We start from the raw sequence: 22,857 nt of genomic DNA on the forward strand, positions 1-22,857 counted from the left end.
CCGCTCCGCCCGTCTCAGTCGGGCAGCAGGTGCGCGCGGCCGAACATCGTGGCGGCCGCACGCGCCGTCGGGGTGCCGGAGTCGAGATCGGCGCCCGCTTCGAGAAGCACCGTCACCACGTCGTCCGCCCCCTTGAACAGGGCGCCGGCGGCGGGTGACTGGTCGCGGTCGTTGCGCAGGTCCGGGTCGGCGCCGAGCCGGAGCAGGGCGCGCACCGTCTCCGCGTGGCCGTGGTACGCGGCCAGCATCAGCAGGCTGTTGGCCTGCGCGTCGGTCGTGTCCACGGGCAGTCCGTGTTCCACGAACTCCACGAGTTCCGCGGTGTCGCCCTGTCGCGCCAGGTCCATGGCGAGGGCGACGACCCGCTCGGTCTGCTCGGGCGTCAGCGCGCCGCTGTTCACGCGTACCACTCCTGAGGGGTGTAGGGACGGAACGTGCCGGTGGCCCGGTGTGCGGAGGGTTCCGCGCACCGGGCCACTCGCGTGGGGCTCAGAGGTTTCCCGCGGCCAGGGCCTCGACCGCCTTGCGGACACCCTCGCCGTAGGCCGGGTCGGCCTGTGTGCAGTTGGCGATGTGCCGCTCGACGGTGGCCTGCGAGGCGCCGTCGATCGCGCGCGCCGTGTTCGCGAACAGCACCTCCTGCTGCTCGGGGCTCATCAGCCGGAACAGGTTGCCGGGCTGCTCGAAGTAGTTGTCGTCGTCCTCGCGGAAGTTGAACCGGTCGGCGACGGCGCCCACGGCCTGGCTCGGCTCGCGGTAGGCGGGCTGCTCCCGCCAGCGGCCGTACGAGTTCGGCTCGATGCCGGGGGTGGCTCCCTGGTTGCCGTCGACGCGCATGGCGCCGTCGCGGTGGAAGGAGTTCACCGGGTTCCGCGGCGCGTTGACCGGGATCTGGTGGTGGTTCACGCCGAGCCGGTAGCGCTGGGCGTCACCGTAGGAGAACAGCCGGCCCTGCAGCATCTTGTCGGGCGAGAAGCTGATGCCCGGCACCACGTTCGCCGGGCTGAAGGCGGCCTGCTCCACGTCGGCGAAGTAGTTGTCGGGGTTGCGGTTCAGCTCCCACTCGCCGACCTCGATCAGCGGGTAGTCCTTCTTCGACCAGACCTTGGTGAGGTCGAAGGGGTGGAAGCGGTAGTTCTCCGCGTCGGCCTCCGGCATGACCTGGATGAACAGCTTCCACTTCGGGAAGTCGCCGTTCTCGATCGAGTCGAAGAGGTCGCGCTGGTGGGACTCGCGGTCCTTGCCGACCAGGGCCTCCGCCTCGGCGTCGGTGAGGTTCTTGATGCCCTGCTGCGTGCGGTGGTGGAACTTCACCCAGAACCGCTCGCCCTCGGCGTTGATCAGGCTGTACGTGTGCGAGCCGAAGCCGTGCATGTGCCGGTACGAGGCGGGGATGCCGCGCTCCGACATGACGATGGTGACCTGGTGCAGAGCCTCGGGGAGGTTGGTCCAGAAGTCCCAGTTGTTCTCGGGGTCCCGCAGGTTCGTGCGCGGGTCGCGCTTCACCGCGTGGTTGAGGTCCGGGAACTTCAGCGGGTCACGGAAGAAGAACACCGGCGTGTTGTTCCCGACCAGGTCCCAGTTGCCCTCGTCCGTGTAGAACTTCAGGGCGAATCCGCGGATGTCGCGCTCGGCGTCGGCCGCGCCGCGCTCACCTGCGACGGTGGAGAAGCGGGCGAACATGTCGGTCTTCTTGCCGACCTCGGAGAAGATCTTCGCGTTTGTGTACCGCGTGATGTCCTGCGTGACCGTGAAGGTGCCGTACGCGCCGGAGCCCTTGGCGTGCATCCGGCGCTCGGGGATGACCTCGCGGTCGAAGTGCGCGAGTTTCTCCAGGAACCACACGTCCTGCAGCAGCAGTGGTCCGCGCGGACCCGCGGTCACGGAGTTCTGGTTGTCGGGAACCGGCGCTCCGGCAACCGTGGTCAGCGGCTTCTGGTTGTTCTCGGGCAAGGCTGGCTCCTTGTGTAGTGCCGGGGCCTGCTCCTGAATCCGGGAGCGACCCAGTTCGCCTCGAAATCCTATCTTGGACTATGTCTAAGTCAAGTAAGGTTCCAGACAGTGGCGCTCGGCAGGGTGATCTCGAAGCGGCAGCCACCAGGGATGTTGCGGACCGTGGCCCGGCCCGCGTGCGCCTCCACGATGCCGCGCACGATCGCGAGGCCGAGGCCCGCGCCCGCCGGGGGAGTGCGGGCGTGGGTGCCGCGCCAGCCGGTGTCGAAGACGCGCGGCAGGTCCTCCTCGGGAATGCCGCCGCAGGCGTCGGACACCGACACCACCACGCCGTCCGGTGAGCGGTGCGCGGCGACGGCGACCGTGCCGTCCGCGGGCGTGCGCCGGATCGCGTTGACGAGGAGATTGCCCAGGACCCGGCTCATCTCCTTGCCGTCCACCTCCACCGGCACCGGCTCCACCCGCTCGCCGACGAGCCGCACCCCGTGCTCGCGGGCCAGCGGGTCCGCTCCCGCCAGCGCGTCACTGATCAGGTCGTACAGGGAGACCCTGGCCGGGGCGAGCGGCAGCGCGCCCGCGTGGATGCGGGAGAGTTCGAAGAGGTCTCCCACCATGTCGTTGAGCCGCTCGACGTCCGTGCGCATCTGTCGCAGATAGCGGGCCGGGTCGGAGGCGATGCCGTCCTCCAGTGCCTCGGCCATGGCGCGCAGACCCGCGAGCGGAGTGCGCAGGTCGTGCGAGATCCAGGCGACCAGCTCGCGCCGCGAGGTCTCCAGGGCGCGCTCGCGCTCGCGGGAGGCGGCGAGCTTCGCGCTGGTCGCCGCCAGCTCCCGGCTGAGCTCCTCCAGCTCGGCGGTGGCCGGTGCGTCGGGCGCGGCGAAGGCGCCGCCGTCGCCGAACGAGCGCGCGGCGACGGCCAGTTCCCGGCTGCGGGCCACCATCCACCGGCCGAGGGCGAGCGCGGTCGCGAGCGACACGGCCGCCGCCATCGCCACCACCAGGGTCACCACGGTCAGGTCGTGCGGCGACAGGAACATCGCCCACGCCACGGCGAGCGTGCCCGCCAGCATCGCCACCACGCCGACCGTCGCGACCACCGCGATCGACGCAGTGAGCGAACGCCGCCGCAGCAGCCGCAGCGCGCCCGCCCCGGCGAGCCCCGAGGCCGCGGCGCCCGCGAACGCGTACAGGGCGATGAGCAGGATGTCGTGCACCTCAGGCCTCCTGTGCGGCGGGCTCGAAGCGGTAGCCCACGCCCCACACCGTCTGGATCAGCCGCGGCCGGGCCGGATCGTCCTCGACCTTGCCGCGCAGCCGGCGGATGTGCACCGTGACCGTCGACAGGTCGCCGAAGTCCCAGCCCCACACCTCGCGCATCAGGTCCTCCCTGCTGTAGGCCCGCCCCGGATGCCGCAGGAAGAAGGACAGGAGGTCGAACTCGCGCAGGGTGAGGGCGAGTTCGGTGCCGCCCCGGCTGGCCCGGCGCGCTGCCGGGTCGACCGTGAGGCCGGCCGCGCGCAGCGGCCGCTCCCGGGTCGCGGCCGGGCGGGCGCGGCGCAGCACCGACTCGACCCGCAGCACCAGCTCGCGCGGGCTGAACGGCTTCGTCACGTAGTCGTCCGCGCCGACCTCCAGGCCGAGGATCCGGTCGTCCTCGTCGCCGCGCGCGGTCAGCATGATCACCGGAACGGGCCCGCGTTCACGCATCCGGCGGCACACCTCGAGTCCGTCCATGCCGGGCAGCATCAGATCGAGCACCACCAGATCGGGGCGGTGCGCGGCGGCGCGCGCGAGGGCCACCGGGCCGTCGTCGGCGCGGTCCACGCGATAGCCCGCGCGGTCCAGGTATCCCGCCACCACCTCGGCGACGGTGGGATCGTCGTCGACGACCAGGACGCGGGCCGCGCCGCCGTCGGGCTCTGCGCCCGTGGGCTCGTATGACTGCTGCATGCCCCCAGCCTCGCACCGCGCCGGGCCCGCGGGCCGTGCCGAGCGGGGCGCGGCGGTCGACGTCCGTGTTTCGTAAGGATCTGGCGGCCGAAATGTCCGAATCCGACTCGTAGGGTGAGACCCGTGACAAGCCCACCCACCACTGTCGACGTGGTCCTTCCCTGTCTCAACGAGGCCGAGGCCCTGCCCTGGGTGCTCGACCGGATCCCGCCGCACTGGCGCGCCCTCGTCGTCGACAACGGCTCCACCGACGGCTCCGCCGGGATCGCCCGCTCACTGGGTGCGACCGTCGTGCGCGAGGAGCGACGCGGGTTCGGCGCCGCCTGCCACGCCGGACTCACCGCGTCCGACGCCGACATCGTGTGCTTCTGCGACTGCGACGCGTCCCTCGATCCGGGCCGGCTCGTGCCCTTCGTGCGCGAGGTGGCCGAAGGCCGTGCCGACCTGGTGCTCGGCCGACGCCGCCCGACCAGGCGTGGCGCCTGGCCCCCGCACGCCCGCGCGGGCAACCTCGCCCTCGCCCGCATGCTGCGCCGCAGGACCGGACTGCGCCTGCACGACCTCGGGCCGCTGCGTGCCGCACGCCGCGAGGCGCTGCTCGGGCTCGACCTCACCGACCGGCGCAGCGGCTACCCCCTGCAGATGGTGGTGCGCGCGGCCGACGCCGGCTGGCGGGTCACCGAGCACGACGTGCCGTACCTGCCGCGCACCGGTGCCTCCAAGGTGACCGGCACCTGGCGCGGCACCTGGCACGCGGTGCGCGACATGAGCCGGGTGCTGGCCGAGACGCCCACGGGCGAAGGGAGCCCCCGATGACCCGGGCGCACACACCCCACCGCCGCGACACACCACCCGACCTGCTCGTCATCGCCAAAGAGCCGCGGCCGGGACGGGTCAAGACCCGCCTCACCCCGCCGTTCACCCCGCAGGAGGCGGCGGAACTCGCCGAGGCCGCCCTCGCCGACACCCTCGCGGCGGTCGCCGAGGCCCCGGCCGCCCGCCGCGTCCTCGTCCTCGACGGCGCGCCGGGTCCATGGCTCCCGCCCGGCTTCGAGGTCGTGCCGCAGTGCGCGGGCGGCCTCGACGAGCGCCTCGCGGCCGCCTTCGCCGGGTGCGCGGGGCCCGCCCTCCTCATCGGCATGGACACCCCCCAGGTCCGCCCCGACCTGCTCGCCGTCGACTTCGCCGACTGCGACGCCTGGTTCGGCCCCGCCCTCGACGGCGGCTTCTGGGCCCTCGGCCTCGCCGAGCCCGACCCGGCGCTGCTGCGCGGCGTGCCCATGTCCACACCGCACACCGGTGCCGCGCAGCGCGCCCGGCTCGCCGCCGCGGGCCTCACCGTGCGCGACCTGCCGCCGCTGCGCGACGTGGACACCGCCGACGACGCCGCGGCCGTGGCCGCGCGGGCGCCGCACGGCCGGTTCGCCGCACACCTGGCGCGATGTACGACGGCGGGGGCGCGCCGATGAGAACACCCATGGGTTCACCAGGTCCACCAGCGGGCGCGTCGGCCGCACCCTGGGCGGGCGCCGACCCGTACTCCGCCGCCCTGCGCGCCGGACGCGGACCGCTGTTCCTGCGCCGCACCGACGGCTGGCTGCTGCCGCTGGAGGTCGAACGCTGGTGCGCGCGGGCCGACGCCGTCGACCGGCAGGTCCTCGACCGCTGCGAGGGCGCCGTGCTCGATGTCGGCTGCGGGCCCGGACGGCTCGTCGCCGAACTCGCCGCACGAGGCCGCGCGGCGCTCGGCGTCGACGTCAGCGACGCCGCCGTCGCCCACAGCCGGGACCTCGGCGGGCAGGCGCTGTGCCGCTCGGTGTTCGACCCGCTGCCCGGCGAGGGCCGCTGGGGCACCGTCCTGCTCATGGACGGCAACATCGGCATCGGCGGCGAACCGCACGCCCTGCTCGCCCGTATGGCCCAACTCCTCAAACCCGGCGGCCTGTTGATGGCCGAGACGGCACCCGTGGACGTGGACGAGCGCGCCAGCGTCCACGTCACCGACTCGCCGGGACAGGCGGCACAGCCGGGCGGCCACCCCTTCCCGTGGGCCCGGCTCGGCACCCCCGCCCTGCTCCGGTACGCGGCCGGGGCCGGACTGCGCCCCGTCGATCAGTGGTCCGTGGGCGGCCGCTGCTTCGCCGCGCTGCGCACCCGCACCGCGAACAGCAGCGCGGAACCCGCGAAGAGCGCGGCCGTGACCAGCAGCCAGTGACTCAGGTACCCCTCGGCGGAGCGCCCGGTCGCCGACCGGTAGCGCTCGTCCACCGCCCCGCTGATCAGCGGGAACCAGACGAGCAGCAACAGCCCCGACAGCGCGGCCGGCACCCGCACGTACCCCACCCGCTCACGCTGCCCGGCCGCCGAGAAACCGCGCACGAGCAGACGGTCCACACCCGCGTAGGCGGGCACCAGTACGAGGTCGTGCAGCAGAGCGGCGCCCACGAACCACAGCGCCACACCGAACCAGTCGTCGGCCAGCAGCCGCAGCCCCGCGTACCCGGCGAGCGCGAACGAACAGAGCAGGAGCAGCAGTTGGAAGGGGCTTCCGACAGGGATGCGTCGCAAGGGCATGCGCAGTGACATGAGGGTCACACCTTTCCGAAGGTGAGCCGGGCCACCCACTTGGTGTTGAGGACACCCGGCGCGGCGGGCACGATCACGCGCGCCGGGTAGCCGTGGTCGTCGGACAGCGGTTCCCCGTTGACGTACAGAGCGAGCAACGAGCGTGGGTCGGCGACCTGATTGGCGCGCAGCGCGGCCCTGCGGAAGGCGCCGCGCCGTTGCAGCGACTCGACGAGCACATCCGGTGCATCGCCGTCCCCGGCCGGGAAACCCACCAGCTCCGCCAGGTCGTGGAGCCGTACGCCGCGCCACGACTGGTCGGACGTCGACCAGCCCTCCACACAGGCGATCGGCAACGCCGCGCTGTGCAGGGGAAGCCGGGACAGCTCGGCGCGGCTCAGGCGCACCGTGCGGCCCGCACGCCCGACCACGACGAGGCGCCACGCGTCCTCGGCCGTCTCCGCGCGGTCGATCCCCGCGTAGGCGGCGGTCTTGTTGATCTGGAAGCCGTTCGGACCCTCGGCCGGGTCGGCGCCGCCGTGCGGGGCGAGCAGCGCGGTGCGGCGCAGCGGCCCGTCGAAGCTCCGCCCCGCCGATGTGGCGAACAACAGCAGCGAGCCACCCCCGACGAACCAGAGCGCGCCCCGCCGCGACACCGTCGGCGGATCCGGACGCGGCGCCACCAACGCACCCTCCTCGCGCGCCTGCCGCACCGTGCGCACCGCCGCAGGCACCTTCAGCACGGCGTGCGCGACGAAGGCGGCGAAGAACACCCACGCGCCGTAGAAGTGCAGCGGATAGAACGAACCGGGGAAGACATAGTCGAGCTGCACATTGAGCACCCCCGTGACGAACTCGAAGAGCCCGCCGCCGACCAGCAGCAACAGCGAGACACGCTCCAGCGCGTGGGTCACCGAGCGGGCGGGCGGCAGCGCGAACAGCTTCGGCACCACCGACCACAGCTTCGCCAGCAGTACGGGGATCAGCGTGACACCGAGCGTCACATGCACGCCCTGCGTGAGCCGGTACAGCCAGTGCGGGTCCGTCGGCCAGGCGAAGAGGTAGAAGCCGAGGACCCCCTTGTCGGGCGTCTTGTCGTTGACCGGTGCCAGGTCCGGGTTGTACGCCGCGTACGAGACGAGTCCCGTCACGAACAGGACGGTGACACCGACGAGCAGCACCAGACCGAGGACCGAGGTGAGCCAAGGGCCGCGCAGCGGGCTGCGCCAGAAGGAGGGCGAGGCGGGAGTGTCGCGCATGCCCCGACCGTAGGCCGGGAGCACCCCCTGAAGGGGCGCGCGACTCATGACGAAACGCTGACATCAGGGCCGGTCGGCGCAGTATGTGCTGCCTCTCGGCCTAGCGTTCCCGTGTGACCCCCCGCACCGAACCGCGCGGCACCCGCCGCGACCTGTACGCCGCCGCGGCCGCGCTCCTCCTCGTGCTCGCCGCCGTGCTCGTCGGCCGCCACATCGAGGACACCTACGGCACCCTGCATGTCGGCGTCCCTCCGTTGTACGGCACTTGGCTCCCGCACCTCGGCCCCGGCACCCCCGCCGCGCTCGCGGTGGCCGCCGCGGTCGTCGCCTACGGGCCCACCCTCGCGACCCGGCTGAGATGGGGGGCGTTGCTCGCCGCCGCCTGGGCCGCGGCCACCGCCTGGATCCTCTCCCTCGCCCTGATCGACGGCTGGCACCGTGGCATCGCGCGGCGCCTCACCACCAAGTACGAGTACTTGCAGGTCGTCGACCGCTTCCAGGACATCCCGGCCACACTGCGCGACTACACGCGGCACATCCTCATCGACTCGCCCGACCACTGGCCCGCCCACACGGCAGGCCACCCGCCCGCCGCCCCGCTCACCTTCGTCCTCCTCGACCGGATCGGGCTCGGCGGCGGAGGCTGGGCGGGACTGTGGTGTGTCGTCGTCGGCGCGAGCGCGTGCGTGGCGGTGCTCGTCGCCGTGCGGGCGCTCGCCGGAGCGGAACTGGCGCGCCGGGCCGCCCCGTTCCTGGTCGCTGTGCCGGGCGCGGTGTGGATGGGCGCGTCGGCGGACGCGTACTTCGCCGCCGTCGCCGCGTGGGCGGTGGCCCTCCTCGCGCTCGCCGTCAGCGGCCGCGGCGTCGGCTGGGCGGTGGGCGCCGGGCTGCTCTCCGGACTCACCTGCTACCTCTCGTACGGGCTCACGCTGTTCGCGGTGATCGGGCTCGCGGTGGCGTACCTCGGGCGGGACCGGCTGCGGGAGCGGCCGGTGGCGCTCGCGGCGCTGTTCTGCGCCGGACTCGTCGTCGTCCCGGCCGCGTTCACGCTCGCCGGATTCAACTGGTGGGAGGCCTATCACCTGTTGCGAATCCGCTACTACCAGGGCGCCGGCGGCATCCGACCGTACGGCTACTGGGTGTGGGCCAATCTGGCGTGCACGGTCCTCGTCGTCGGCCCGGCGACGGTGGCGGGGCTGCGCCGGACGGCCGGACAGCTGATCCGCCCGGACGACAGGGCGGCCGGGCGGGCCCGGCTCGCACTCGTCGTGGCGGCCGCGTTCCTCGCCCTGCTCGCCGCCGACCTGTCCGGCATGAGCAAGGCGGAGACCGAACGCATCTGGCTGCCCTTCGCGATGTGGCTCGTCCCCGCCTGCGCGTTCCTGCGCGGGGCGCGGCCGTGGCTCGCCGCACAGGTGGTGCTCGCCCTGCTGGTGAACCATCTGCTGCTCACCGGCTGGTGAGACCGCGGAGGCGGGGGCGGCTTCAGGGCCTGCGGGCTCAGGTCACGTGCAGCCACGCGTCCATGTCGCGGGCCGACAGCTCCGAGGCGTACACCGGCGTGCCGGGCTGGTGCCTGCGGCCGCCCCGGCCGAGCCGCCCCGCGTCGACCGGGTCGAAGCCCATGTCGCGGATCAGGCCCGACACGACGGCCTTGGCCTCCTCGTCGTCCCCGGACAGCGGAATGGCGATCCGCTCCGGGCTGCCCTTGGGACGGCCGCCGTCGCGCAGGTTCTCCCAGAAGATCGCGTTGAACGCCTTCACCAGGTTCGCGTCCGTCAGGTTCCGCAGCTTCTCGCTCGACGTGGTGGCGTCGGCGTCCAATTCGGCGTCGTTGCCGTCCCGTTCGGGGTAGTAGTTGCAGGTGTCCACGACGACCTTGTCGCGCAACTCCGCCGTGGGCAGCTCGTAGACGCGGCCGTAGGGGACCGACACGACGACGACCTGCCCGAAGCGCGCGGCCTGCGCCGCGTCCACCGCGGAGACCGGTCCTTCGATCCCGGCGACGACATCGGTGAGGGTGTCCGGGTCGCGCGAGTTGGCGAGGGCGACGTGGTGGCCGATTCCGGCGAGATGCCCGGCCAGTGTCGAACCGATGTGGCCGGCTCCGATGATGCCGATGCGCATGGGGGCCTCCATGGGGCGGGCTTTTGTTGGGGGTGGGCTTTCCGGTGGAGGGACTTCCGGTGAGAAGACTTCCGGTGAAGGGTGCTCCTGCCTGCGTGCTCCTGGCGTGGTTCAGCCGCCCCGGCCGCTGTTCTCCCGGCGCTCCTCCCGGGCGGGGAACGCCTTCAGTACGTCCAGCACCTCCGCGTCGGTGACCTGCGGGAACCGGTCGTAGGCCTCGCTCACGGCGCGGAAGTTCCGCGGCTGCTCCAGGCAGACCACGTCGTCGGCGTGCGCGAGCAGGTCCGCCACGGTCTGCGGTGTACCGACGGGGGCCGCGAGGACGAGGCGGGCCGGGCCCCGGCGGCGCAGCGAGAGGAGCGTCGCGGTGGCGGTGAGGCCGGTGGCGAGCCCGTCGTCGACCAGGACCACCGTGCGGCCCTCGACCGGAAGCCGGGCCGGGCGTCCGGCGCGGTACAGGTGGGTCCGGCGGTCCAGTTCGGCGCGGGCCTCGGCGACGTCCGGGCCGAGCCTGTCCTCGCTCAGGCCCAGGAGTTCGAGGGCCACGCGGTCGAACAGCGGGGGCTCGTCGCCGACGATGGCGCCGATCGCGGTCTCCCGGCGGCCCGGCACGCCGATCTTGCGGGCGACCAGGACGTCGAGCGGCGCGTGCAGGGCGTGCGCGACGGGCGCCGCCACGGGGACGCCACCGCGCGGCAGTGCCAGCACGAGCACCGGGTCGGCCAACTCACCGGCGTCGGCCCGCTCCAGCATCCGCAGGGCGAGCTCCTCCCCGGCGTGCGTACGGTCACGGAAGGGCACGACGGCCTCCTCGGGGATCCTCAGTGGTCCTCGGTGGGGGGTAGGGGCGGCGGTCCGGATCGGGCCCGGTCGATCCGGCTCAGGCGCGGTGGCCGAGCAACTCCCGCACGCCCTCGCCGTTGAGCGTCAGGGCGTCGGGCGAGCCCGCGTCGATCGACATCGACAGCTCCGTGGGCCAGCGCGCGGCGAGCGCGCCCAGCGGCACAGGAGTGCAGCGCGAGATGAACGGAAGCAGCTCCGACATGCGCAGCTCCGACGTGAACAGCGGTACCAACTGCTCACCGCCGGGCTGCTCGATGACCGGCAGGGACAGGGAGTCGGAGCCGGAATCCTGCTCTTCGCCCACGTCGTCGGGGACGGGCACGAGGACCTCGCACTCGGCGAGCATGTCGAGCGCGCCCTGATCCTCCGTGTTCAGGCTGAGGGCGCTGAGCGCCTGCTGCGCGGGGGAGGGGCCGTTCTGCGGTGTTGCGTTCAAATCCATGATCAAAATCGCCTCTGGTGGATGGACGGGGCGCCCCGCGTACCCCTGGGGCGCCGGTCCATGCAAGAGGATTCCGGGGGCGGACGGCGGCCGGCTCAGGCCGCCGTCCGTCTCGCCCAGGCCCGGCCCCACCGCCCCATCATGTGCGGGCACAGCGGCCGGCCGTGCAGCAGTTCCACGCCCTCCGTGGCGCTCGTGGCGACGAAGAAGCGGCGGCCGATGGACGACTGCAGCGTGGTGGTCCAGCGGAATCCGTCACCGACGGCCATCGCGCCGCGCAGCAGCTCGTGGCCTATCCCCTCGCGGCGCCACGTCTCGTCCACCCAGATCGCCTGTATCCGGCCGGCCTCGCAGTCCTCGCACACCCGGAAGCGGACCTCGGCGATCTGCCGACCGGCCTGGGTGCGGGCGGTGATCCGCCACTGGCCGTCGGCGCCGGGGCGCTGCTCGGCGAGCATCACCACGGTCCCGTCACCGGTCGTGAACAGTCCGCCCGTCCTCCTACGCATGCGGGCCTCCTGCGGGCGTGCTGTGTCGGAGTTGTGCCCAGGCATCCTTTCACGCGGCGGGGGTGTGACGACAGGGGGTGCGGCGGCCCGAACTCCCTTCCGTGGCAAGCGTTGCGGAGGTCGCGGGAGGGGTCTCTGTGGCGGGGCTCCGTGTGCTTGCGGGGCGGGGGCCGGGGCCTCGGGGTCCGGACCCTCGGTTCTTCAGCGACGGCGTCGTCCGTCGGTCACACGAAAGAAGTCGCCTCCGCGCGACGTGGACGCGCCCGCCCTCACCGCGGTCCGAAGCCGTCACCGCCCTCCCCGCCACCGCCAGGCGTTCCGCATAAGCTGAATCCGTGCATTTCGCCTATAACGGTCACTTTCGCAAGGCGCTCCTCGGCTGCGGCGAGTACGTCCCGGCCGAACGGGCGGCCACGCCGCGGGCTCGGTGAGCCGCGGGGCGTCGATCCAGGTAGCGCCGAACCGGTGCGCTTCGCGGGCGTGGCGGCGGGCGCCGCGCAGGTGCAGCTCTGGGAGAACGGCCGTTTCCTGGGCCGGACGCAGGTCGCGGCGGACGGGACCTGGGCGTGGACGCCCGGCGCGCCGATGGCCCACGGCGACCACGTCGTCAAGGTCCTTGCGCTGACCGCGGACGGCGTCGACTCGGAGCGCACCGTGGTGCGCTGCCGCGTCACAGCGGGTCGGGCAGCGCCCGCCGCTGCTTGAACCGCCCGTCGATCCAGGCGAACAGCCACACCAGGACGCCCGCGAGGACCAGCACCCCGGCGATGTTCCGCAACGCCGTGCCGTACCCGCGCGCGTGCACGTCGAGGAACGGATACGGGTACCAGTCGGTGACCGCGCCGTGCACCAGCGTGTACGCGATCCACAGCGCGGGCCACAGGAACGCCCATGCCACACTGGCCGCGTCGATCCGCCGCCGCGGCCCGAACAGCAGCCAGCCGAGGACGGTCATCGGCGGCGCGACGTAGTGCAGCCCCACGGTGACCCACTGCGAGATGCCTTCGAGGTGCATCTGCGGCGCGAGGGCGATGGCGAACACCAGGCCGGTGATGGTGATGCCGAGCAGCGTGTCGAGGCGCAGCACCCGCCACACAGGCCCGTCGCGGTCGGGCCGCAGCACCAGCGACGCCGCGCAGAGCAGGACGAGCACATTGCTCTGGATGGTGAAGTAGCTGAACATGCGCACAAGTCGCGTCGCCAGGTCGGCCTGACCCTGCGTCGTGTCCCCGGCTCCGGCGGCCTGGTGGCCGGTGAACACGAGCACGAGCTGCGTGCCGAGCGCCGCCACGACGACGGCCAGCAGCACGCCGTGCCACAACCGGGAGGGTTGGTGTGTCGGGCCAACGGCCGCTCGCTGCGCGGGACCTGTGATGGTGATGGCGGACTCCTCGGGGTGCGGGTGTGTGCGTTTCACCGAGTATGACCGATATGGGGATGGTGATGGAATGTCACCTGCACTCAGGTGGTGCGTACGTGGCGGACGGTCGCGTCCGGTCGGTGAACCGGGCGACCCGGCCGGGGCGGTCGAGCGGGCCCGCGGGGCGTACGCCGCTCGGTGTGCGCATGCGAGCCGTGGCCGCAGGGGCGATCCTGGGGGTCAGGAGAGGCTCACGAGGAGGTTGCCATGTCCGCACTGGACAAGATCAAGCAGATGATCAAGGGGCGCGAGGACCAGGCCGGCAAGGGCATCGACATGGCGGGCGACGCCGTGGACAAGAAGACCGGGGGCAAGTACAAGTCCCAGGTCGACTCCGTCCAGGACCAGGCCAAGAAGCACCTCGGAATGGACCAGGGGAAGGGGCAGGACGGGTCGGAAAAGTAGCGCGCAGGGTGGTCATTGCGGCGGCGGAAGGTGATCGTGGTGCGCGAGGGGCGGACCGACACGGTCCGCGTCCGAGCGGACCGTGCCACGAGGAGGCCGACCGATGTACCGGATGACCGTCATCTACGATCACCCCGCCGACCCCGAGAAGTTCCTGACGCACTACCGCGAGGTGCACGCCCCGCTGGCGTCGGAGATGCCGGGGCTGCGGTCCTTCCAGTGGAGCGTGTCCGAGATGCCGGACGGCTCGCGGCCGCCGCACTTCCTGGTGGCGGCGCTCGACTGGGACTCCAAGGAGGACGCGCTCGCCGCGCTCGGCACACCGGCCGGGCGGGCGGGCGCCGAGGACATCGCCAACTTCGTCGCGCCGGGCGCCTTCCGCACGAGCTTCTCCGAGGTCGTCACCTTTCCGCTCTGAGGCGGCGCGCGGTCAGTGACCGGCGAGCAGTTTCACGGAGACCACGCCCAGGCCGATCGCGGCGTTGAGCGCCGATGTCACGGCGGCGTGCAGGGGACCGGCCCCGGCCCGCCGCCCGCCGACGAACCCCCACAGGGCCAGCGTCGCGACCTCGCTCCCGGCGGCGATCCACAGCGCCGTGGTGAGGTCGACGGCGCCCAGGGCGGACACCGCGATCAGCGCAAGGGGTCCGATGGCGCTCGTCAGCAGCGGACTGCTCGTGAAGAGTTCGTGCCGGACCTCGTGCGCGGTGGGTCGGCTGCCGTGCACGACGGGGTGCGCCTGCATGTCCGCGACCAGGGTGGCCAGCCACAGGCCGAGCGCGGTGGCGGTGACCGCCACGGCCGAGCCCTTGTGGGAGGCGTGTCCGCCCTGCGCGAGGCCCACCAGCACGGCGAGCAGGGTGAGGGAGGCGTAGATGCGCTCCTTGAGCCGCTCACCGAGCACCGCGGCGCGGTCGTACGAGGCGGCCTCGGGAGGGGTGCTTTCGCTCATGATCGCACCCTAGCGGTGCGTTCCGCGGTGGAGACGTGGCGCCGCCCGCCTCCGGCCACGGACTCTTCGCGGCCGGGGGCGGACTGCCGGGAGCCGGGCTCAGACCACGACGCCCGCGTGGGCGAGTGCCTGCTTGAGCAGGGCGCCGTGACCGCCGGGCATCTCGCTCTGCACGGCCTCCGAGAGAGCGTCCTCGGGGCTGAACCAGACCAGGTCGAGCGCGTCCTGCCGGGGCTGACAGTCACCGGCCACCGGCACGATGTAGGCCAGTGACACCGCGTGCTGCCGTGGGTCGTGGTACGGCGTGACGCCCTGAGTCGGGAAGTACTCGGCGACGGTGAAGGGTTGCAGGGAGGCCGGTACGCGCGGCAGCGCCACCGGTCCGAGGTCCTTCTCCAGGTGGCGCAGGAGGGCGTCGCGGACCCGCTCGTGGTGCAGGACGCGGCCGGAGACCAGGGTGCGGCTGACGTTTCCTTCGGAGTCGATGCGGAGCAGCAGGCCGACGCTGGTCACCTCGCCGTTGTCACCGACGCGCACCGGCACCGCTTCGACGTACAGGATCGGCATACGGGCCCGGACCAGCTCCAGTTCGTCGGAGGCCAGCCAGCCGGGCGTTGTCTCGGTCATGTCGGGCATGGAGTGATCATATTTCAGAGTGCCCGGTCTGCGGCCTGATTGGGCTCGTCCGCATCCCGCGCCCTCCCCTCGAAGGGCCGCAGCGCGTCGACGACGAGGTCGAGCAGGTGCCGGACACGGTCCGCGCGGTCGCCCGCCGACGTCGACAGGAACACCCCGAGCAGCATCGTGATCACGTCGTCCGCGGGCACGTCGCCGCGCAGCGTGCCCGCGCGTGAACCCGCGTCGAGGAACGTGGCGACCGCGGCGGTCAGCCGCTCCCGCGTGTTGGCGGTGACGCCGCGCCCGGAGGCCGGGGCGGGGGTGAGGCTGCCGGCCATGGCGCGCTTGGCCGTGACGAGATCCGCGTACCGGTCCATCCACTCCCGCAGCGCCCGCTCGGGCGGCAGTTCGCGCAGCAGCGGGTCGACGGCGGCCGTGACGGCGTCCAGTTCGGCGGAGTAGACCGCCTCGACGAGGGCCTCGCGGGTGGGGAAGTGCCGGTAGAGGGTGCCGATGCCGACTCCCGCCTCGCGGGCGATCGCCTCCAGCGGCACCGTCGTGTCGTCCCGGGTGAACGCGGTCCTGGCGGCGGCGAGGAGCCGCTCGCGGTTGCGGCGCGCGTCCTTGCGGGCGGGGCGGTCGGTGCCGCCCCCGGTGGACGGCGGATTCGGGCCGGATCTGGACGCAGGCAAAGCGGAGGCTCCTCCGGTTGTGCTACCTTCGGTTTAACGGAGGTTCCTCCGTTTCCTCTATCTTCGCACGAGGCGGGATTCCCATGACCTTTTCCGCGTCTTCCTCTGCTTCCTCTCCCTCCGTCGGGCTCACGGCGGGCGGCATGCCCCGGCCCGGCGGCGCCGGCCGGCTCCTCGGCCGCGACGTCTCCCGCGTCGGCTTCGGCGCGATGCAGCTGCCCCGCCTGGAGCCGGACCGCGCCGCGGCCGTCGCGCTGCTGCGCCGCGCCGTCGAACTGGGCGTCGACCACATCGACACCGCCCAGTTCTACGGCCACGGCTTCTCCAACGAGATCATCCGCGAGGCGCTGCGCCCCGAGGACGAGGTCCTCGTCGTCAGCAAGGTCGGCGCCACCCCCGACTCCGGCGGACCGCTGCCGCTGCGGCTCGCCCAGCGGCCGGAGGAGCTGCGGGCCGGTGTCGACGACAACCTCAAGAGCCTCGGCGTCGACCGGATCCCGCTGGTCAACCTGCGCCGCGCCGAGACCGGCCCCGGACTGCGGGCCGAAGGCGATCAGGTCGTCGACCTGGACGACCAGCTCGCCGTCATGACCGCCCTGCGCGACGAGGGCAAGATCGGCGCCATCGGGCTCAGCAACATCGGCCCCGACGAGCTGCGCCGCGGACTGCCCGCCGGGATCGCCTGCGTACAGAACGCGTACAGCCTCGTGGCCCGCGGCGACGAGGAGATGCTGCGGATCTGCCGCGCCGAGGGCATCGCCTGGGTGCCCTACTTCCCGCTGGGCAGCGCCTTCCCCGGCATGCCCAAGGTCACCGACGAGCCCGCCGTGATCGAGGCCGCCGAGGCGCTGGGCGCCGCACCGGCCCAGGTCGGGCTCGCCTGGCTCCTGCACCACGCCCCGAACGTGCTGTTGATCCCCGGCACCGCCGACCCCGAGCACCTCGCGGCGAACGTCGCGGCCGGTGCGCTCACCCTCGACGCGGCGACGCTGGCGCGCCTTGACGCGGTGCCCACGCGGTCGGGCGACATCGAGATCGAGGGTCACGAGTGAGCCCGACCCCCGACGAACGCCGTCACACGGGCGAGGAGCTGGACCGGTCCCTCGCCCAGGCCCGCTGAGGCCGTACTCGGCCGAACTCGGTGAGCGGCAGCCGGAATTGATCAAGGGTCTGGACAGGTCCGCACCCGCCCTCGTAGCTTAACGATTGTTCAATGCGGGGTGGGTGGGACCGATCCGTGCCGGGCGGAGCGGTCGCCGACCGCTCCGTTCGCAGCGTACGCAGTCCGCGACCCACTCCGGGAGCCCCGCATGACCGACGCCGTGCTCAGCGAATTCCGTGCCGACGGCATCACCGTCATCACCCTCAACCGCCCCGAGGCCCGCAACGCGGTCAACCGGACTGTCGCCGAGGGCGTCGCCGCCGCGCTCGACGAACTGGACCGCAGGGACGACCAGACGGTCGGCGTGATCACCGGAGCGGGCGGCAGTTTCTGCTCCGGCATGGACCTCAAGGCGTTCCTCGCGGGGGAGACCCCGGTCGTCGAGGGGCGCGGGCTCGCCGGCATCACCGAGGCACCGCCGCGCAAACCGGTGATCGCCGCCGTCGAGGGATACGCCCTCGCGGGCGGCTGCGAGATCGCGCTCGCCTGCGACATGGTCGTCGCGGCGCGCGACGCCAAGTTCGGGATACCCGAGGTCAAACGAGGTCTTGTGGCCGCCGCGGGCGGACTGCTGCGGCTGCCGCGGCGCATCCCGTACTCCGTCGCCCTGGAGATCGCCCTGACCGGCGACTTCCTCGACGCCGACCGTGCCCACACCTACGGTCTCGTCAACCGGCTCACGGAGTCCGGCGCCGCCCTCGACGGCGCGCTCGACCTCGCCCGCGCCATCGCCGCCAACGGTCCGCTCGCCGTCCGCGCCACCAAGGAGATCGTCGCGAACGCGCCGGACTGGCCCGCCGACGAGTCCTGGCAGCGCATGCGCGCGATCGCGGGACCGGTGATGGAGTCCGACGACGCGCGCGAGGGAGCCCGCGCCTTCGCCGAGAAGCGCGCCCCGCGCTGGACCGGCCGGTGAGCGGCGGACCGCTCGCCGGGATCCGGGTCGTGGAGCTGGGCGGCATCGGCCCCGCACCGTTCTGCGGAATGCTCCTCGCCGACCTCGGCGCCGAGGTCGTCCGGATTGACCGCCCCGCCGAAGCCGGACGGCCCAGCCCCCACCCCGTCATCCAGCGGGGACGCCGCTCCGTCGCCGTCAACCTCAAGGACACCGAAGGCGTTTCTGTCGTACGTGAGGTGATCGCGCGCTCCGACGCCGTCGTCGAGGGGTTCCGGCCCGGCGTCGCCGAACGCCTCGGCCTCAGCCCCGACGTCCTGCTCGCCGCCAACCCGAGTCTCGTGTACGGGCGGATGACCGGATGGGGGCAGGACGGGCCGCTCGCCCTGGAGCCCGGTCATGACATCAACTACATCGCCATGGCCGGTGCACTGCACGCCATCGGGCCCGCCGACGGCGACCCCGTGCCGCCGCTCAACCTGGTCGGTGACTTCGGTGGCGGCGGCATGCTGCTCGCCCTCGGACTCGTGAGCGCGCTGCTGCACGCCCGGACGAGCGGCGTCGGGCAGGTCGTCGACGCCGCCATGACCGACGGCACGGCCCTGCTGCTGGCCATGACGTACGGCTTTCTGGCCAAAGGCGGCTGGGAGGACCGGCGCGGCGTCAACATGCTCGACGGCGGCGCCCCGTTCTACGCCGTGTACCGCTGCGCCGACGACCGGCACGTCGCCGTCGGCGCGATCGAGCCGCAGTTCTACGCGGCGCTGCTGCGCGTCCTCAACCTCGAACACGACGAGCGGTTCGCCCGGCAGCACGACCGCGCCAACTGGGCTGCCATGAAGACGGAGTTGACGCGCCTCTTCGCCACCCGGAGCCGCGACGACTGGGCCCGCGCCTTCGACGGGCAGGGTGCCTGCGTGAGCCCCGTCCTGTCGCTGAACGAGGCACCCGAACACCCCCACAACGCCGCCCGCTCGACCTACCGGCGCGGCGACCACGGCGGCCACGAGCCCGCGCCCGCCCCACGCTTCACCGCCACACCACCCGCCGACCCCGCGCCCGCCCCACCGGTCGGCGCGGACACCACGGAGGTCCTCACCACGCTGGCCGGGCTCGACCCCGACGACGTCGACACACTCCGCGAGAAGGGAATCGTCGGTTGACGAAGCGCTACGTGCCTCCGGGCATGCCCGACAGCCTCACCTACCCCGACGCCGCCGTCGGCGACCTGCTCGCCGGGACCGCCCACCACCACCCCGACCGCACCGCCCTGCGCGACGGCGAACTCACCTTCACCTACCGCCAGATGTACGACACCGCGCTGCGCCTGGCCGCCGGGCTGCACGAGCGGGGGGTACGGCGCGGCGACGCCGTGGCGCTGCACCAGCCCAACTCCGCCTGGTTCACGGTCACCTACTACGCCGTCCTGCTGGCCGGCGCGGTCGTCGTCCCCGTCAACCCGGCCCTGCCGCCGAAGGCGCTGCGCGAGCAGCTCGACGAGGCGCGCGCCGTCGCCGCGTTCACCCACCCGGCGACCGCGCCCGCGCTCGCCGGGGCCGCCGCTCCGGGCGTCCGCCTGTCCGTCCTCGTCCCGGCGACGGCCACCGCGCCCGCCCCCGAGGGCGCGGTCCCCGACGGCGTACCGCTGGAGGAACTGCTCGCGGCCGAGCCGAGGGAGCGGGCCGACGTGCGCGGCGACGACCTGGCGCACCTCGCCTTCACCGGCGGCACCACGGGACGCTCCAAGGCGGTGCGCGTGCTGCACCGCAACGTCCTCGCCAACGCCCTCCAGATGGCCTGCTGGCGCGGCGCCGCCGTGCCCCGCGCCGACGCCGAAGGGCGGGTGCGCCTGGAGTCCGTCCCGGCGGCCCGCACCCCGCACTCGATGGACCTCGGCACGTCCACCGCCGTCGCCCTCGCCCCGCTCTTCCACGCCATGGGCCTGGTCGGCCAGTCCGTGAGCGTCGCCGTGGCCAGCACGGTCGTGATGGCGGGCCGCTTCGAGCCCCGCCGCTTCGTGCGGCTCATCGAGGAGCACGGTGTCACCACCGTGCCCGGCTCGCCCGCCCTCTTCCACGCCCTGCTCGCGCTGCCCGGCGTCGAGGACCTCGACCTGTCCTCGGTGCGCAGCGTCAACTCCGGGGCCGCGCCCGTCGACACGGACACCATGCGCCGCCTGGGCGCGCTCTTCCCGAACGCCACGGTCGTCGAGGGGTACGGGCTCACCGAGGCCACCATGGCGCTCGCCGCGCACCCGCTGGTGGCGGAGAACCCCGTGCCGGAGGGCAGTGTCGGCGCCCCGGTCTTCGACACCGAGGTCGAGATCAGGGAACTCGGCTGCGGCCCCGCACTCCCCGTCGGCGACACCGGCGAGGTGTGGGCGCGCGGACCGCAGATCACCGACGGCTACCAGGGGCACTCCGACCTGACGGCCGAGCAGTTCCAGGACGGCTGGCTGCGCACCGGCGACATGGGACGCGTCGACGAGGAGGGCTGGCTGTACCTCGTCGGACGGGCCAAGGACATGCTGATCTACAAGGGGTACAACGTCTATCCGACACCGCTGGAGGACCTGCTCCACCGGCACCCCGCCGTCGCGGGCGCCAGCGTCATCGGCGGACCGCGGGCCGAGGTCGGCGAGATCCCCGTCGCGTACGTCGTGCCGCGCGCCGGTCACCCGGCGGGCCCCGAACTCGCCGAGAAACTCATGGTGTTCGTGGCCGAGCACGTCGCCCCGTACCAGCGGCTGCGCGAGATCCACTTCCTGGAGACCCTGCCGGTCTCGGCCGCCGGGAAGATCCTCAAGACGGAACTGCGGCAGCGGTACGCGGCCGGAGACACGACGGGAGTGACACAGGCGTGAGCGGCGGCACGGTCGACGAGGCGACGCGGCGGGACGCGTGCGGGGGCACGGACAGCGCGCCGGCTGCCGCGCTCGGTGAGCTCGGCACAGGCAGACACGTACGGGTCGAGGCGACCGGCGACGGCGCCTACGAGGGGTACTGCCACTCCGGCCGCGCCGCCGCCCGCAGCTACGGTGGCGCCGTCCTGGCCCAGGCCCTGGACGCCGCCCACCGCAGCGTCGAGGCCGACCGGGTCGTGCACTCGCTGCACGCCTACTTCCTGCGCGCCCTGTCGCCGGAGCGGTCGGTGCGCTTCACGCCCGAGGTCGTGCGCGACGGGCGCAGCTACTCGATGCGGCAGGTGACGGGGGTCCAGGACGGCAAGGAGTCGCTCGCCATGAGCGTGTCGTTCAAGCAGCCCCAACCCGGAGGCAGTTGGCGTCAGCCCGGCATGCCCGACGTGCTGGGCCCCGAGGGGCTGCCGAACTCCTGGGCCCACCGCCCGCAGGGCCACCCGCTGCGCACCTCGGTCGAGTACCGCGAAGTGCCGCTCGCGCGCCGCCCCGACGGCGTACGGGCCGACGCCGCGCGGATCGACGGCGGGCGCATCGACCGCTACGCGTGGATGCGGACGGTCGGCGCCATGCCGGACGAGCCGGGACTGCACGCCTGCGTCCTCGCGTACATCTGCGACGCCCCGCTCGCCCCCACCGCCCTCGTGGCCTACGGCGAGCCGCGGCCGCGCGGCATCTCGCTCGCCTCGCTCGACCACGCCATGTGGTTCCACCGCCCCGCGCGCGTCGACGAGTGGCTGCTGTTCGCGTGCCACAGCGTCGTGGCCGGTGACGGCCGCACCCTGGCGCAGGGTGAATTCTGGACGCGGCACGGGGAGTTGGTGGCCTCGGTCACCCAGGAGGCGCTGCTGCACGTACCGAGCCCCCGGTAGGGGCGGACGGGTTGTCAGGGCCCGTCGGACCGACGTAACTTAACGATCGTTCTACACAGGCAGAAGGGGCCGCTGTGCGCCGTACGCTGTTCGACGAGGACCACGAGGCGTTCCGCCAGATGCTGCGGGACTTCATCGCCAAGGAAGTCACCCCCGTCCACGACGCGTGGGAGGAACAGGGGCACCCGCCGCGCGACTTCTACCGCAGGCTCGGCGAGCTGGGCGTGCTCGGCATCCAGGTGCCGCAGGAGTACGGCGGCGCGGGCGAGCCCAGCCTCAAGTTCGCGGCCGTGGCCGTCGAGGAGACGACACGGGCCGGAGTCACCTTCGGCAACTACTCGGTGCACGCGAACCTCATCCTGCCGTACCTGCTGCGGTACGCCACGCCTGAGCAGAAACAGCGGTGGCTGCCCGGCTTCGCCTCCGGCGACCTCATGACGGCGATCGCGATGACCGAACCCGGCACGGGCTCCGACCTCGCCAACATCCAGACCAGGGCCGAACGCTCCGCCGACGGCACGCACTACGTCCTGAACGGCGCGAAGACGTTCATCACCGGAGGCGTCCTCGCCGACCTCGTCCTGGTCGTCGCGCGCACCGCGCCCTACGACCCCGAGAACCGCCGCGGCGGCCTGTCGATCCTCGTCGTGGAGTCGGCGAGCGAGGGCTTCTCCGTCGGCCGCAGGCTGCAGAAGATCGGCCTCAAGGCGTCCGACACCGCCGAACTCGCCTTCGTGGACGTCAAGGTGCCCGTCGAGAACCTGCTCGGCGCGGAGGGCGAGGGCTTCACCTACCTCTCCCACAACCTCGCCCAGGAACGCCTCATGATCGCGCTGGGCGGCGCGGGGACGGCCGCGGCGGCGCTGCGCTTCGCGACCGACTACGTCAAGGAGCGCACGGTCTTCGGCAAGCCCGTCGCCCACTTCCAGAACACCAAGTTCGTGCTCGCCGAGTGCGCCACCGAGGTCGAGGCGGCGCAGCTGATGGCCGACCGGTGCCTCGAACTGCACGACGCGGGCGAGCTGTCCGTCGCCGACGCCGCGAAGGCGAAGCTGTTCTGCACCGAGGTCGCCGGCCGCGTCATCGACAAGTGCCTGCAACTGCACGGCGGGTACGGCTACGTCACGGAATACCCGATCGCCCGCCTGTACGCCGACACCCGCGTCTCGCGCATCTACGGCGGCACCAACGAGGTCATGAAGACCATCATCGCCAAGTCGCTGGGCCTCTGACCCCGCCCCGCTGCCTCTCCTGCCACTACGGCTGCTACTGCTAC

General features: G+C 72.9%; 27 protein-coding genes. 13 read left to right on the forward strand and 14 right to left on the reverse strand.

Annotation, left to right across the window (positions count from 1 at the left end):
* Positions 1-14: 14 nt before the first annotated feature.
* The 4 genes from ACY34M_RS28430 to ACY34M_RS28445 all read right to left on the reverse strand — a co-directional run bounded on the left by ACY34M_RS28430 (position 15) and on the right by ACY34M_RS28445 (position 3,903).
* Positions 15-347 carry an ankyrin repeat domain-containing protein gene (locus ACY34M_RS28430; protein WP_462721284.1) on the reverse strand — a complete coding sequence of 111 codons (333 nt, stop codon included), beginning with the start codon at positions 345-347 and terminating at the stop codon, positions 15-17.
* Between the two features lie 142 nt (positions 348-489).
* The gene (locus tag ACY34M_RS28435) at positions 490-1,953 is read right to left on the reverse strand and encodes a catalase (RefSeq protein WP_462721161.1); all 1,464 of its coding nucleotides are present in this window, start codon (positions 1,951-1,953) and stop codon (positions 490-492) included.
* A gap of 89 nt (positions 1,954-2,042) precedes the next feature.
* The gene (locus tag ACY34M_RS28440; protein ID WP_462721162.1) at positions 2,043-3,167 is read right to left on the reverse strand and encodes a sensor histidine kinase; all 1,125 of its coding nucleotides are present in this window, start codon (positions 3,165-3,167) and stop codon (positions 2,043-2,045) included.
* A 1-nt stretch (position 3,168) separates the two neighbouring features.
* Positions 3,169-3,903, reverse strand: a complete 735-nt coding sequence (locus ACY34M_RS28445; protein WP_462721163.1) for a response regulator transcription factor — start codon at positions 3,901-3,903, stop codon at positions 3,169-3,171.
* A 123-nt stretch (positions 3,904-4,026) separates the two neighbouring features.
* Between ACY34M_RS28445 and ACY34M_RS28450 the strand changes: the two genes are divergently transcribed.
* From ACY34M_RS28450 to ACY34M_RS28460, 3 genes are read left to right on the forward strand one after another with little or no spacing between them, the layout of a single operon-like run.
* The gene (locus ACY34M_RS28450) at positions 4,027-4,719 is read left to right on the forward strand and encodes a glycosyltransferase family 2 protein (RefSeq protein ID WP_462721164.1); all 693 of its coding nucleotides are present in this window, start codon (positions 4,027-4,029) and stop codon (positions 4,717-4,719) included.
* Positions 4,716-5,372 (forward strand): TIGR04282 family arsenosugar biosynthesis glycosyltransferase, encoded by a 657-nt coding sequence (locus ACY34M_RS28455; protein ID WP_462721165.1) that lies wholly within the window; start codon positions 4,716-4,718, stop codon positions 5,370-5,372. The genes ACY34M_RS28450 and ACY34M_RS28455 overlap by 4 nt, the downstream gene beginning before the upstream one ends.
* Positions 5,373-5,380: 8 nt before the next feature.
* A complete protein-coding gene (locus ACY34M_RS28460; protein ID WP_462721166.1) occupies positions 5,381-6,118 on the forward strand; it encodes a class I SAM-dependent methyltransferase in 738 nt (245 codons plus the stop codon).
* On the opposite strand, the gene ACY34M_RS28465 is transcribed toward ACY34M_RS28460, so the two are convergent.
* Together ACY34M_RS28465 and ACY34M_RS28470 are read right to left on the reverse strand one after the other, a co-directional pair.
* Positions 6,016-6,489, reverse strand: a complete 474-nt coding sequence (locus tag ACY34M_RS28465) for a hypothetical protein (protein WP_462721167.1) — start codon at positions 6,487-6,489, stop codon at positions 6,016-6,018. The two genes, ACY34M_RS28460 and ACY34M_RS28465, sit on opposite strands and share 103 nt — an antisense overlap.
* 5 nt (positions 6,490-6,494) lie before the next feature.
* The gene (locus ACY34M_RS28470) at positions 6,495-7,775 is read right to left on the reverse strand and encodes a molybdopterin-dependent oxidoreductase (protein WP_462721168.1); all 1,281 of its coding nucleotides are present in this window, start codon (positions 7,773-7,775) and stop codon (positions 6,495-6,497) included.
* A 65-nt stretch (positions 7,776-7,840) separates the two neighbouring features.
* On the opposite strand from ACY34M_RS28470, the gene ACY34M_RS28475 reads away from it, so the two are divergent.
* Positions 7,841-9,190, forward strand: coding sequence for a hypothetical protein (locus ACY34M_RS28475; RefSeq protein WP_462721169.1), 1,350 nt, complete (start codon positions 7,841-7,843; stop codon positions 9,188-9,190).
* Positions 9,191-9,227: 37 nt separating this feature from the next.
* Here the strand turns inward: ACY34M_RS28475 and ACY34M_RS28480 are convergent, their stop codons facing one another.
* The 4 genes from ACY34M_RS28480 to ACY34M_RS28495 all read right to left on the reverse strand — a co-directional run bounded on the left by ACY34M_RS28480 (position 9,228) and on the right by ACY34M_RS28495 (position 11,648).
* Positions 9,228-9,854, reverse strand: a complete 627-nt coding sequence (locus ACY34M_RS28480) for an NADPH-dependent F420 reductase (protein ID WP_462721170.1) — start codon at positions 9,852-9,854, stop codon at positions 9,228-9,230.
* Positions 9,855-9,965: 111 nt separating this feature from the next.
* Positions 9,966-10,655, reverse strand: a complete 690-nt coding sequence (locus ACY34M_RS28485) for a phosphoribosyltransferase (protein WP_462721171.1) — start codon at positions 10,653-10,655, stop codon at positions 9,966-9,968.
* Positions 10,656-10,734: 79 nt separating this feature from the next.
* Positions 10,735-11,139, reverse strand: a complete 405-nt coding sequence (locus tag ACY34M_RS28490) for an SseB family protein (RefSeq protein WP_462721172.1) — start codon at positions 11,137-11,139, stop codon at positions 10,735-10,737.
* A gap of 95 nt (positions 11,140-11,234) precedes the next feature.
* Positions 11,235-11,648, reverse strand: a complete 414-nt coding sequence (locus ACY34M_RS28495; protein WP_462721173.1) for a hypothetical protein — start codon at positions 11,646-11,648, stop codon at positions 11,235-11,237.
* Between the two features lie 465 nt (positions 11,649-12,113).
* Here ACY34M_RS28495 and ACY34M_RS28500 point away from each other — a divergent pair, with 465 nt between their 5' ends.
* On the forward strand, positions 12,114-12,353 hold the full coding sequence (locus ACY34M_RS28500) for a hypothetical protein (protein ID WP_462721174.1): 240 nt from the start codon (positions 12,114-12,116) through the stop codon (positions 12,351-12,353).
* Here the strand turns inward: ACY34M_RS28500 and ACY34M_RS28505 are convergent.
* Positions 12,319-13,065: a Pr6Pr family membrane protein gene (locus tag ACY34M_RS28505; RefSeq protein WP_462721175.1), complete on the reverse strand. Its 747-nt coding sequence runs from the start codon at positions 13,063-13,065 to the stop codon at positions 12,319-12,321. The two genes, ACY34M_RS28500 and ACY34M_RS28505, sit on opposite strands and share 35 nt — an antisense overlap.
* 210 nt (positions 13,066-13,275) lie before the next feature.
* Here ACY34M_RS28505 and ACY34M_RS28510 point away from each other — a divergent pair, with 210 nt between their 5' ends.
* Complete coding sequence (locus tag ACY34M_RS28510; RefSeq protein WP_462721176.1) at positions 13,276-13,473, forward strand: antitoxin; 198 nt, start codon at positions 13,276-13,278, stop codon at positions 13,471-13,473.
* 103 nt (positions 13,474-13,576) lie between these two features.
* Complete coding sequence (locus ACY34M_RS28515) at positions 13,577-13,891, forward strand: EthD family reductase (protein WP_462721177.1); 315 nt, start codon at positions 13,577-13,579, stop codon at positions 13,889-13,891.
* A 12-nt stretch (positions 13,892-13,903) separates the two neighbouring features.
* On the opposite strand, the gene ACY34M_RS28520 is transcribed toward ACY34M_RS28515, so the two are convergent.
* The 3 genes from ACY34M_RS28520 to ACY34M_RS28530 all read right to left on the reverse strand — a co-directional run bounded on the left by ACY34M_RS28520 (position 13,904) and on the right by ACY34M_RS28530 (position 15,735).
* The gene (locus ACY34M_RS28520; protein WP_462721178.1) at positions 13,904-14,425 is read right to left on the reverse strand and encodes a hypothetical protein; all 522 of its coding nucleotides are present in this window, start codon (positions 14,423-14,425) and stop codon (positions 13,904-13,906) included.
* Between the two features lie 99 nt (positions 14,426-14,524).
* The gene (locus tag ACY34M_RS28525) at positions 14,525-15,052 is read right to left on the reverse strand and encodes an NUDIX hydrolase family protein (protein WP_462721285.1); all 528 of its coding nucleotides are present in this window, start codon (positions 15,050-15,052) and stop codon (positions 14,525-14,527) included.
* A 23-nt stretch (positions 15,053-15,075) separates the two neighbouring features.
* Positions 15,076-15,735, reverse strand: coding sequence for a TetR/AcrR family transcriptional regulator (locus ACY34M_RS28530; protein WP_462721179.1), 660 nt, complete (start codon positions 15,733-15,735; stop codon positions 15,076-15,078).
* A 143-nt stretch (positions 15,736-15,878) separates the two neighbouring features.
* Here ACY34M_RS28530 and ACY34M_RS28535 point away from each other — a divergent pair, with 143 nt between their 5' ends.
* The 6 genes from ACY34M_RS28535 (at position 15,879) to ACY34M_RS28560 (ending at position 22,813) form a co-directional block, all read left to right on the forward strand.
* Positions 15,879-16,787: an aldo/keto reductase gene (locus ACY34M_RS28535; RefSeq protein WP_462721180.1), complete on the forward strand. Its 909-nt coding sequence runs from the start codon at positions 15,879-15,881 to the stop codon at positions 16,785-16,787.
* Positions 16,788-17,045: 258 nt separating this feature from the next.
* Positions 17,046-17,813 carry a crotonase/enoyl-CoA hydratase family protein gene (locus tag ACY34M_RS28540; protein WP_462721181.1) on the forward strand — a complete coding sequence of 256 codons (768 nt, stop codon included), beginning with the start codon at positions 17,046-17,048 and terminating at the stop codon, positions 17,811-17,813.
* Positions 17,810-18,955, forward strand: coding sequence for a CaiB/BaiF CoA transferase family protein (locus tag ACY34M_RS28545; protein WP_462721182.1), 1,146 nt, complete (start codon positions 17,810-17,812; stop codon positions 18,953-18,955). The genes ACY34M_RS28540 and ACY34M_RS28545 overlap by 4 nt, the downstream gene beginning before the upstream one ends.
* 23 nt (positions 18,956-18,978) lie before the next feature.
* Positions 18,979-20,655, forward strand: coding sequence for a class I adenylate-forming enzyme family protein (locus tag ACY34M_RS28550; RefSeq protein WP_462721183.1), 1,677 nt, complete (start codon positions 18,979-18,981; stop codon positions 20,653-20,655).
* Complete coding sequence (locus ACY34M_RS28555) at positions 20,652-21,581, forward strand: acyl-CoA thioesterase (protein WP_462721184.1); 930 nt, start codon at positions 20,652-20,654, stop codon at positions 21,579-21,581. Before ACY34M_RS28550 ends, ACY34M_RS28555 begins: the two co-directional genes overlap by 4 nt.
* A 74-nt stretch (positions 21,582-21,655) precedes the next feature.
* Positions 21,656-22,813, forward strand: a complete 1,158-nt coding sequence (locus tag ACY34M_RS28560) for an acyl-CoA dehydrogenase family protein (protein ID WP_462721185.1) — start codon at positions 21,656-21,658, stop codon at positions 22,811-22,813.
* Positions 22,814-22,857: the final 44 nt, after the last annotated feature.

The organism is Streptomyces sp. EDA2-14 (genome assembly GCF_054963755.1).

Bases quoted from the DNA above. Each gene is read 5' to 3' on its own strand.
- ACY34M_RS28430 (WP_462721284.1), bottom strand. From the start codon at position 347: ATGGACCTGGCGCGACAGGGCGACACCGCGGAACTCGTGGAGTTCGTG.
- ACY34M_RS28445 (WP_462721163.1), bottom strand. From the start codon at position 3,903: ATGCAGCAGTCATACGAGCCCACGGGCGCAGAGCCCGACGGCGGCGCG.
- ACY34M_RS28455 (WP_462721165.1), top strand. From the start codon at position 4,716: ATGACCCGGGCGCACACACCCCACCGCCGCGACACACCACCCGACCTG.
- ACY34M_RS28460 (WP_462721166.1), top strand. From the start codon at position 5,381: ATGGGTTCACCAGGTCCACCAGCGGGCGCGTCGGCCGCACCCTGGGCG.
- ACY34M_RS28465 (WP_462721167.1), bottom strand. From the start codon at position 6,489: ATGTCACTGCGCATGCCCTTGCGACGCATCCCTGTCGGAAGCCCCTTC.
- ACY34M_RS28470 (WP_462721168.1), bottom strand. From the start codon at position 7,775: ATGAGTCGCGCGCCCCTTCAGGGGGTGCTCCCGGCCTACGGTCGGGGC.
- ACY34M_RS28480 (WP_462721170.1), bottom strand. From the start codon at position 9,854: ATGCGCATCGGCATCATCGGAGCCGGCCACATCGGTTCGACACTGGCC.
- ACY34M_RS28490 (WP_462721172.1), bottom strand. From the start codon at position 11,139: ATGGATTTGAACGCAACACCGCAGAACGGCCCCTCCCCCGCGCAGCAG.
- ACY34M_RS28495 (WP_462721173.1), bottom strand. From the start codon at position 11,648: ATGCGTAGGAGGACGGGCGGACTGTTCACGACCGGTGACGGGACCGTG.
- ACY34M_RS28510 (WP_462721176.1), top strand. From the start codon at position 13,276: ATGTCCGCACTGGACAAGATCAAGCAGATGATCAAGGGGCGCGAGGAC.
- ACY34M_RS28515 (WP_462721177.1), top strand. From the start codon at position 13,577: ATGTACCGGATGACCGTCATCTACGATCACCCCGCCGACCCCGAGAAG.
- ACY34M_RS28520 (WP_462721178.1), bottom strand. From the start codon at position 14,425: ATGAGCGAAAGCACCCCTCCCGAGGCCGCCTCGTACGACCGCGCCGCG.
- ACY34M_RS28525 (WP_462721285.1), bottom strand. From the start codon at position 15,052: ATGACCGAGACAACGCCCGGCTGGCTGGCCTCCGACGAACTGGAGCTG.
- ACY34M_RS28535 (WP_462721180.1), top strand. From the start codon at position 15,879: ATGCCCCGGCCCGGCGGCGCCGGCCGGCTCCTCGGCCGCGACGTCTCC.
- ACY34M_RS28540 (WP_462721181.1), top strand. From the start codon at position 17,046: ATGACCGACGCCGTGCTCAGCGAATTCCGTGCCGACGGCATCACCGTC.
- ACY34M_RS28550 (WP_462721183.1), top strand. From the start codon at position 18,979: ATGCCCGACAGCCTCACCTACCCCGACGCCGCCGTCGGCGACCTGCTC.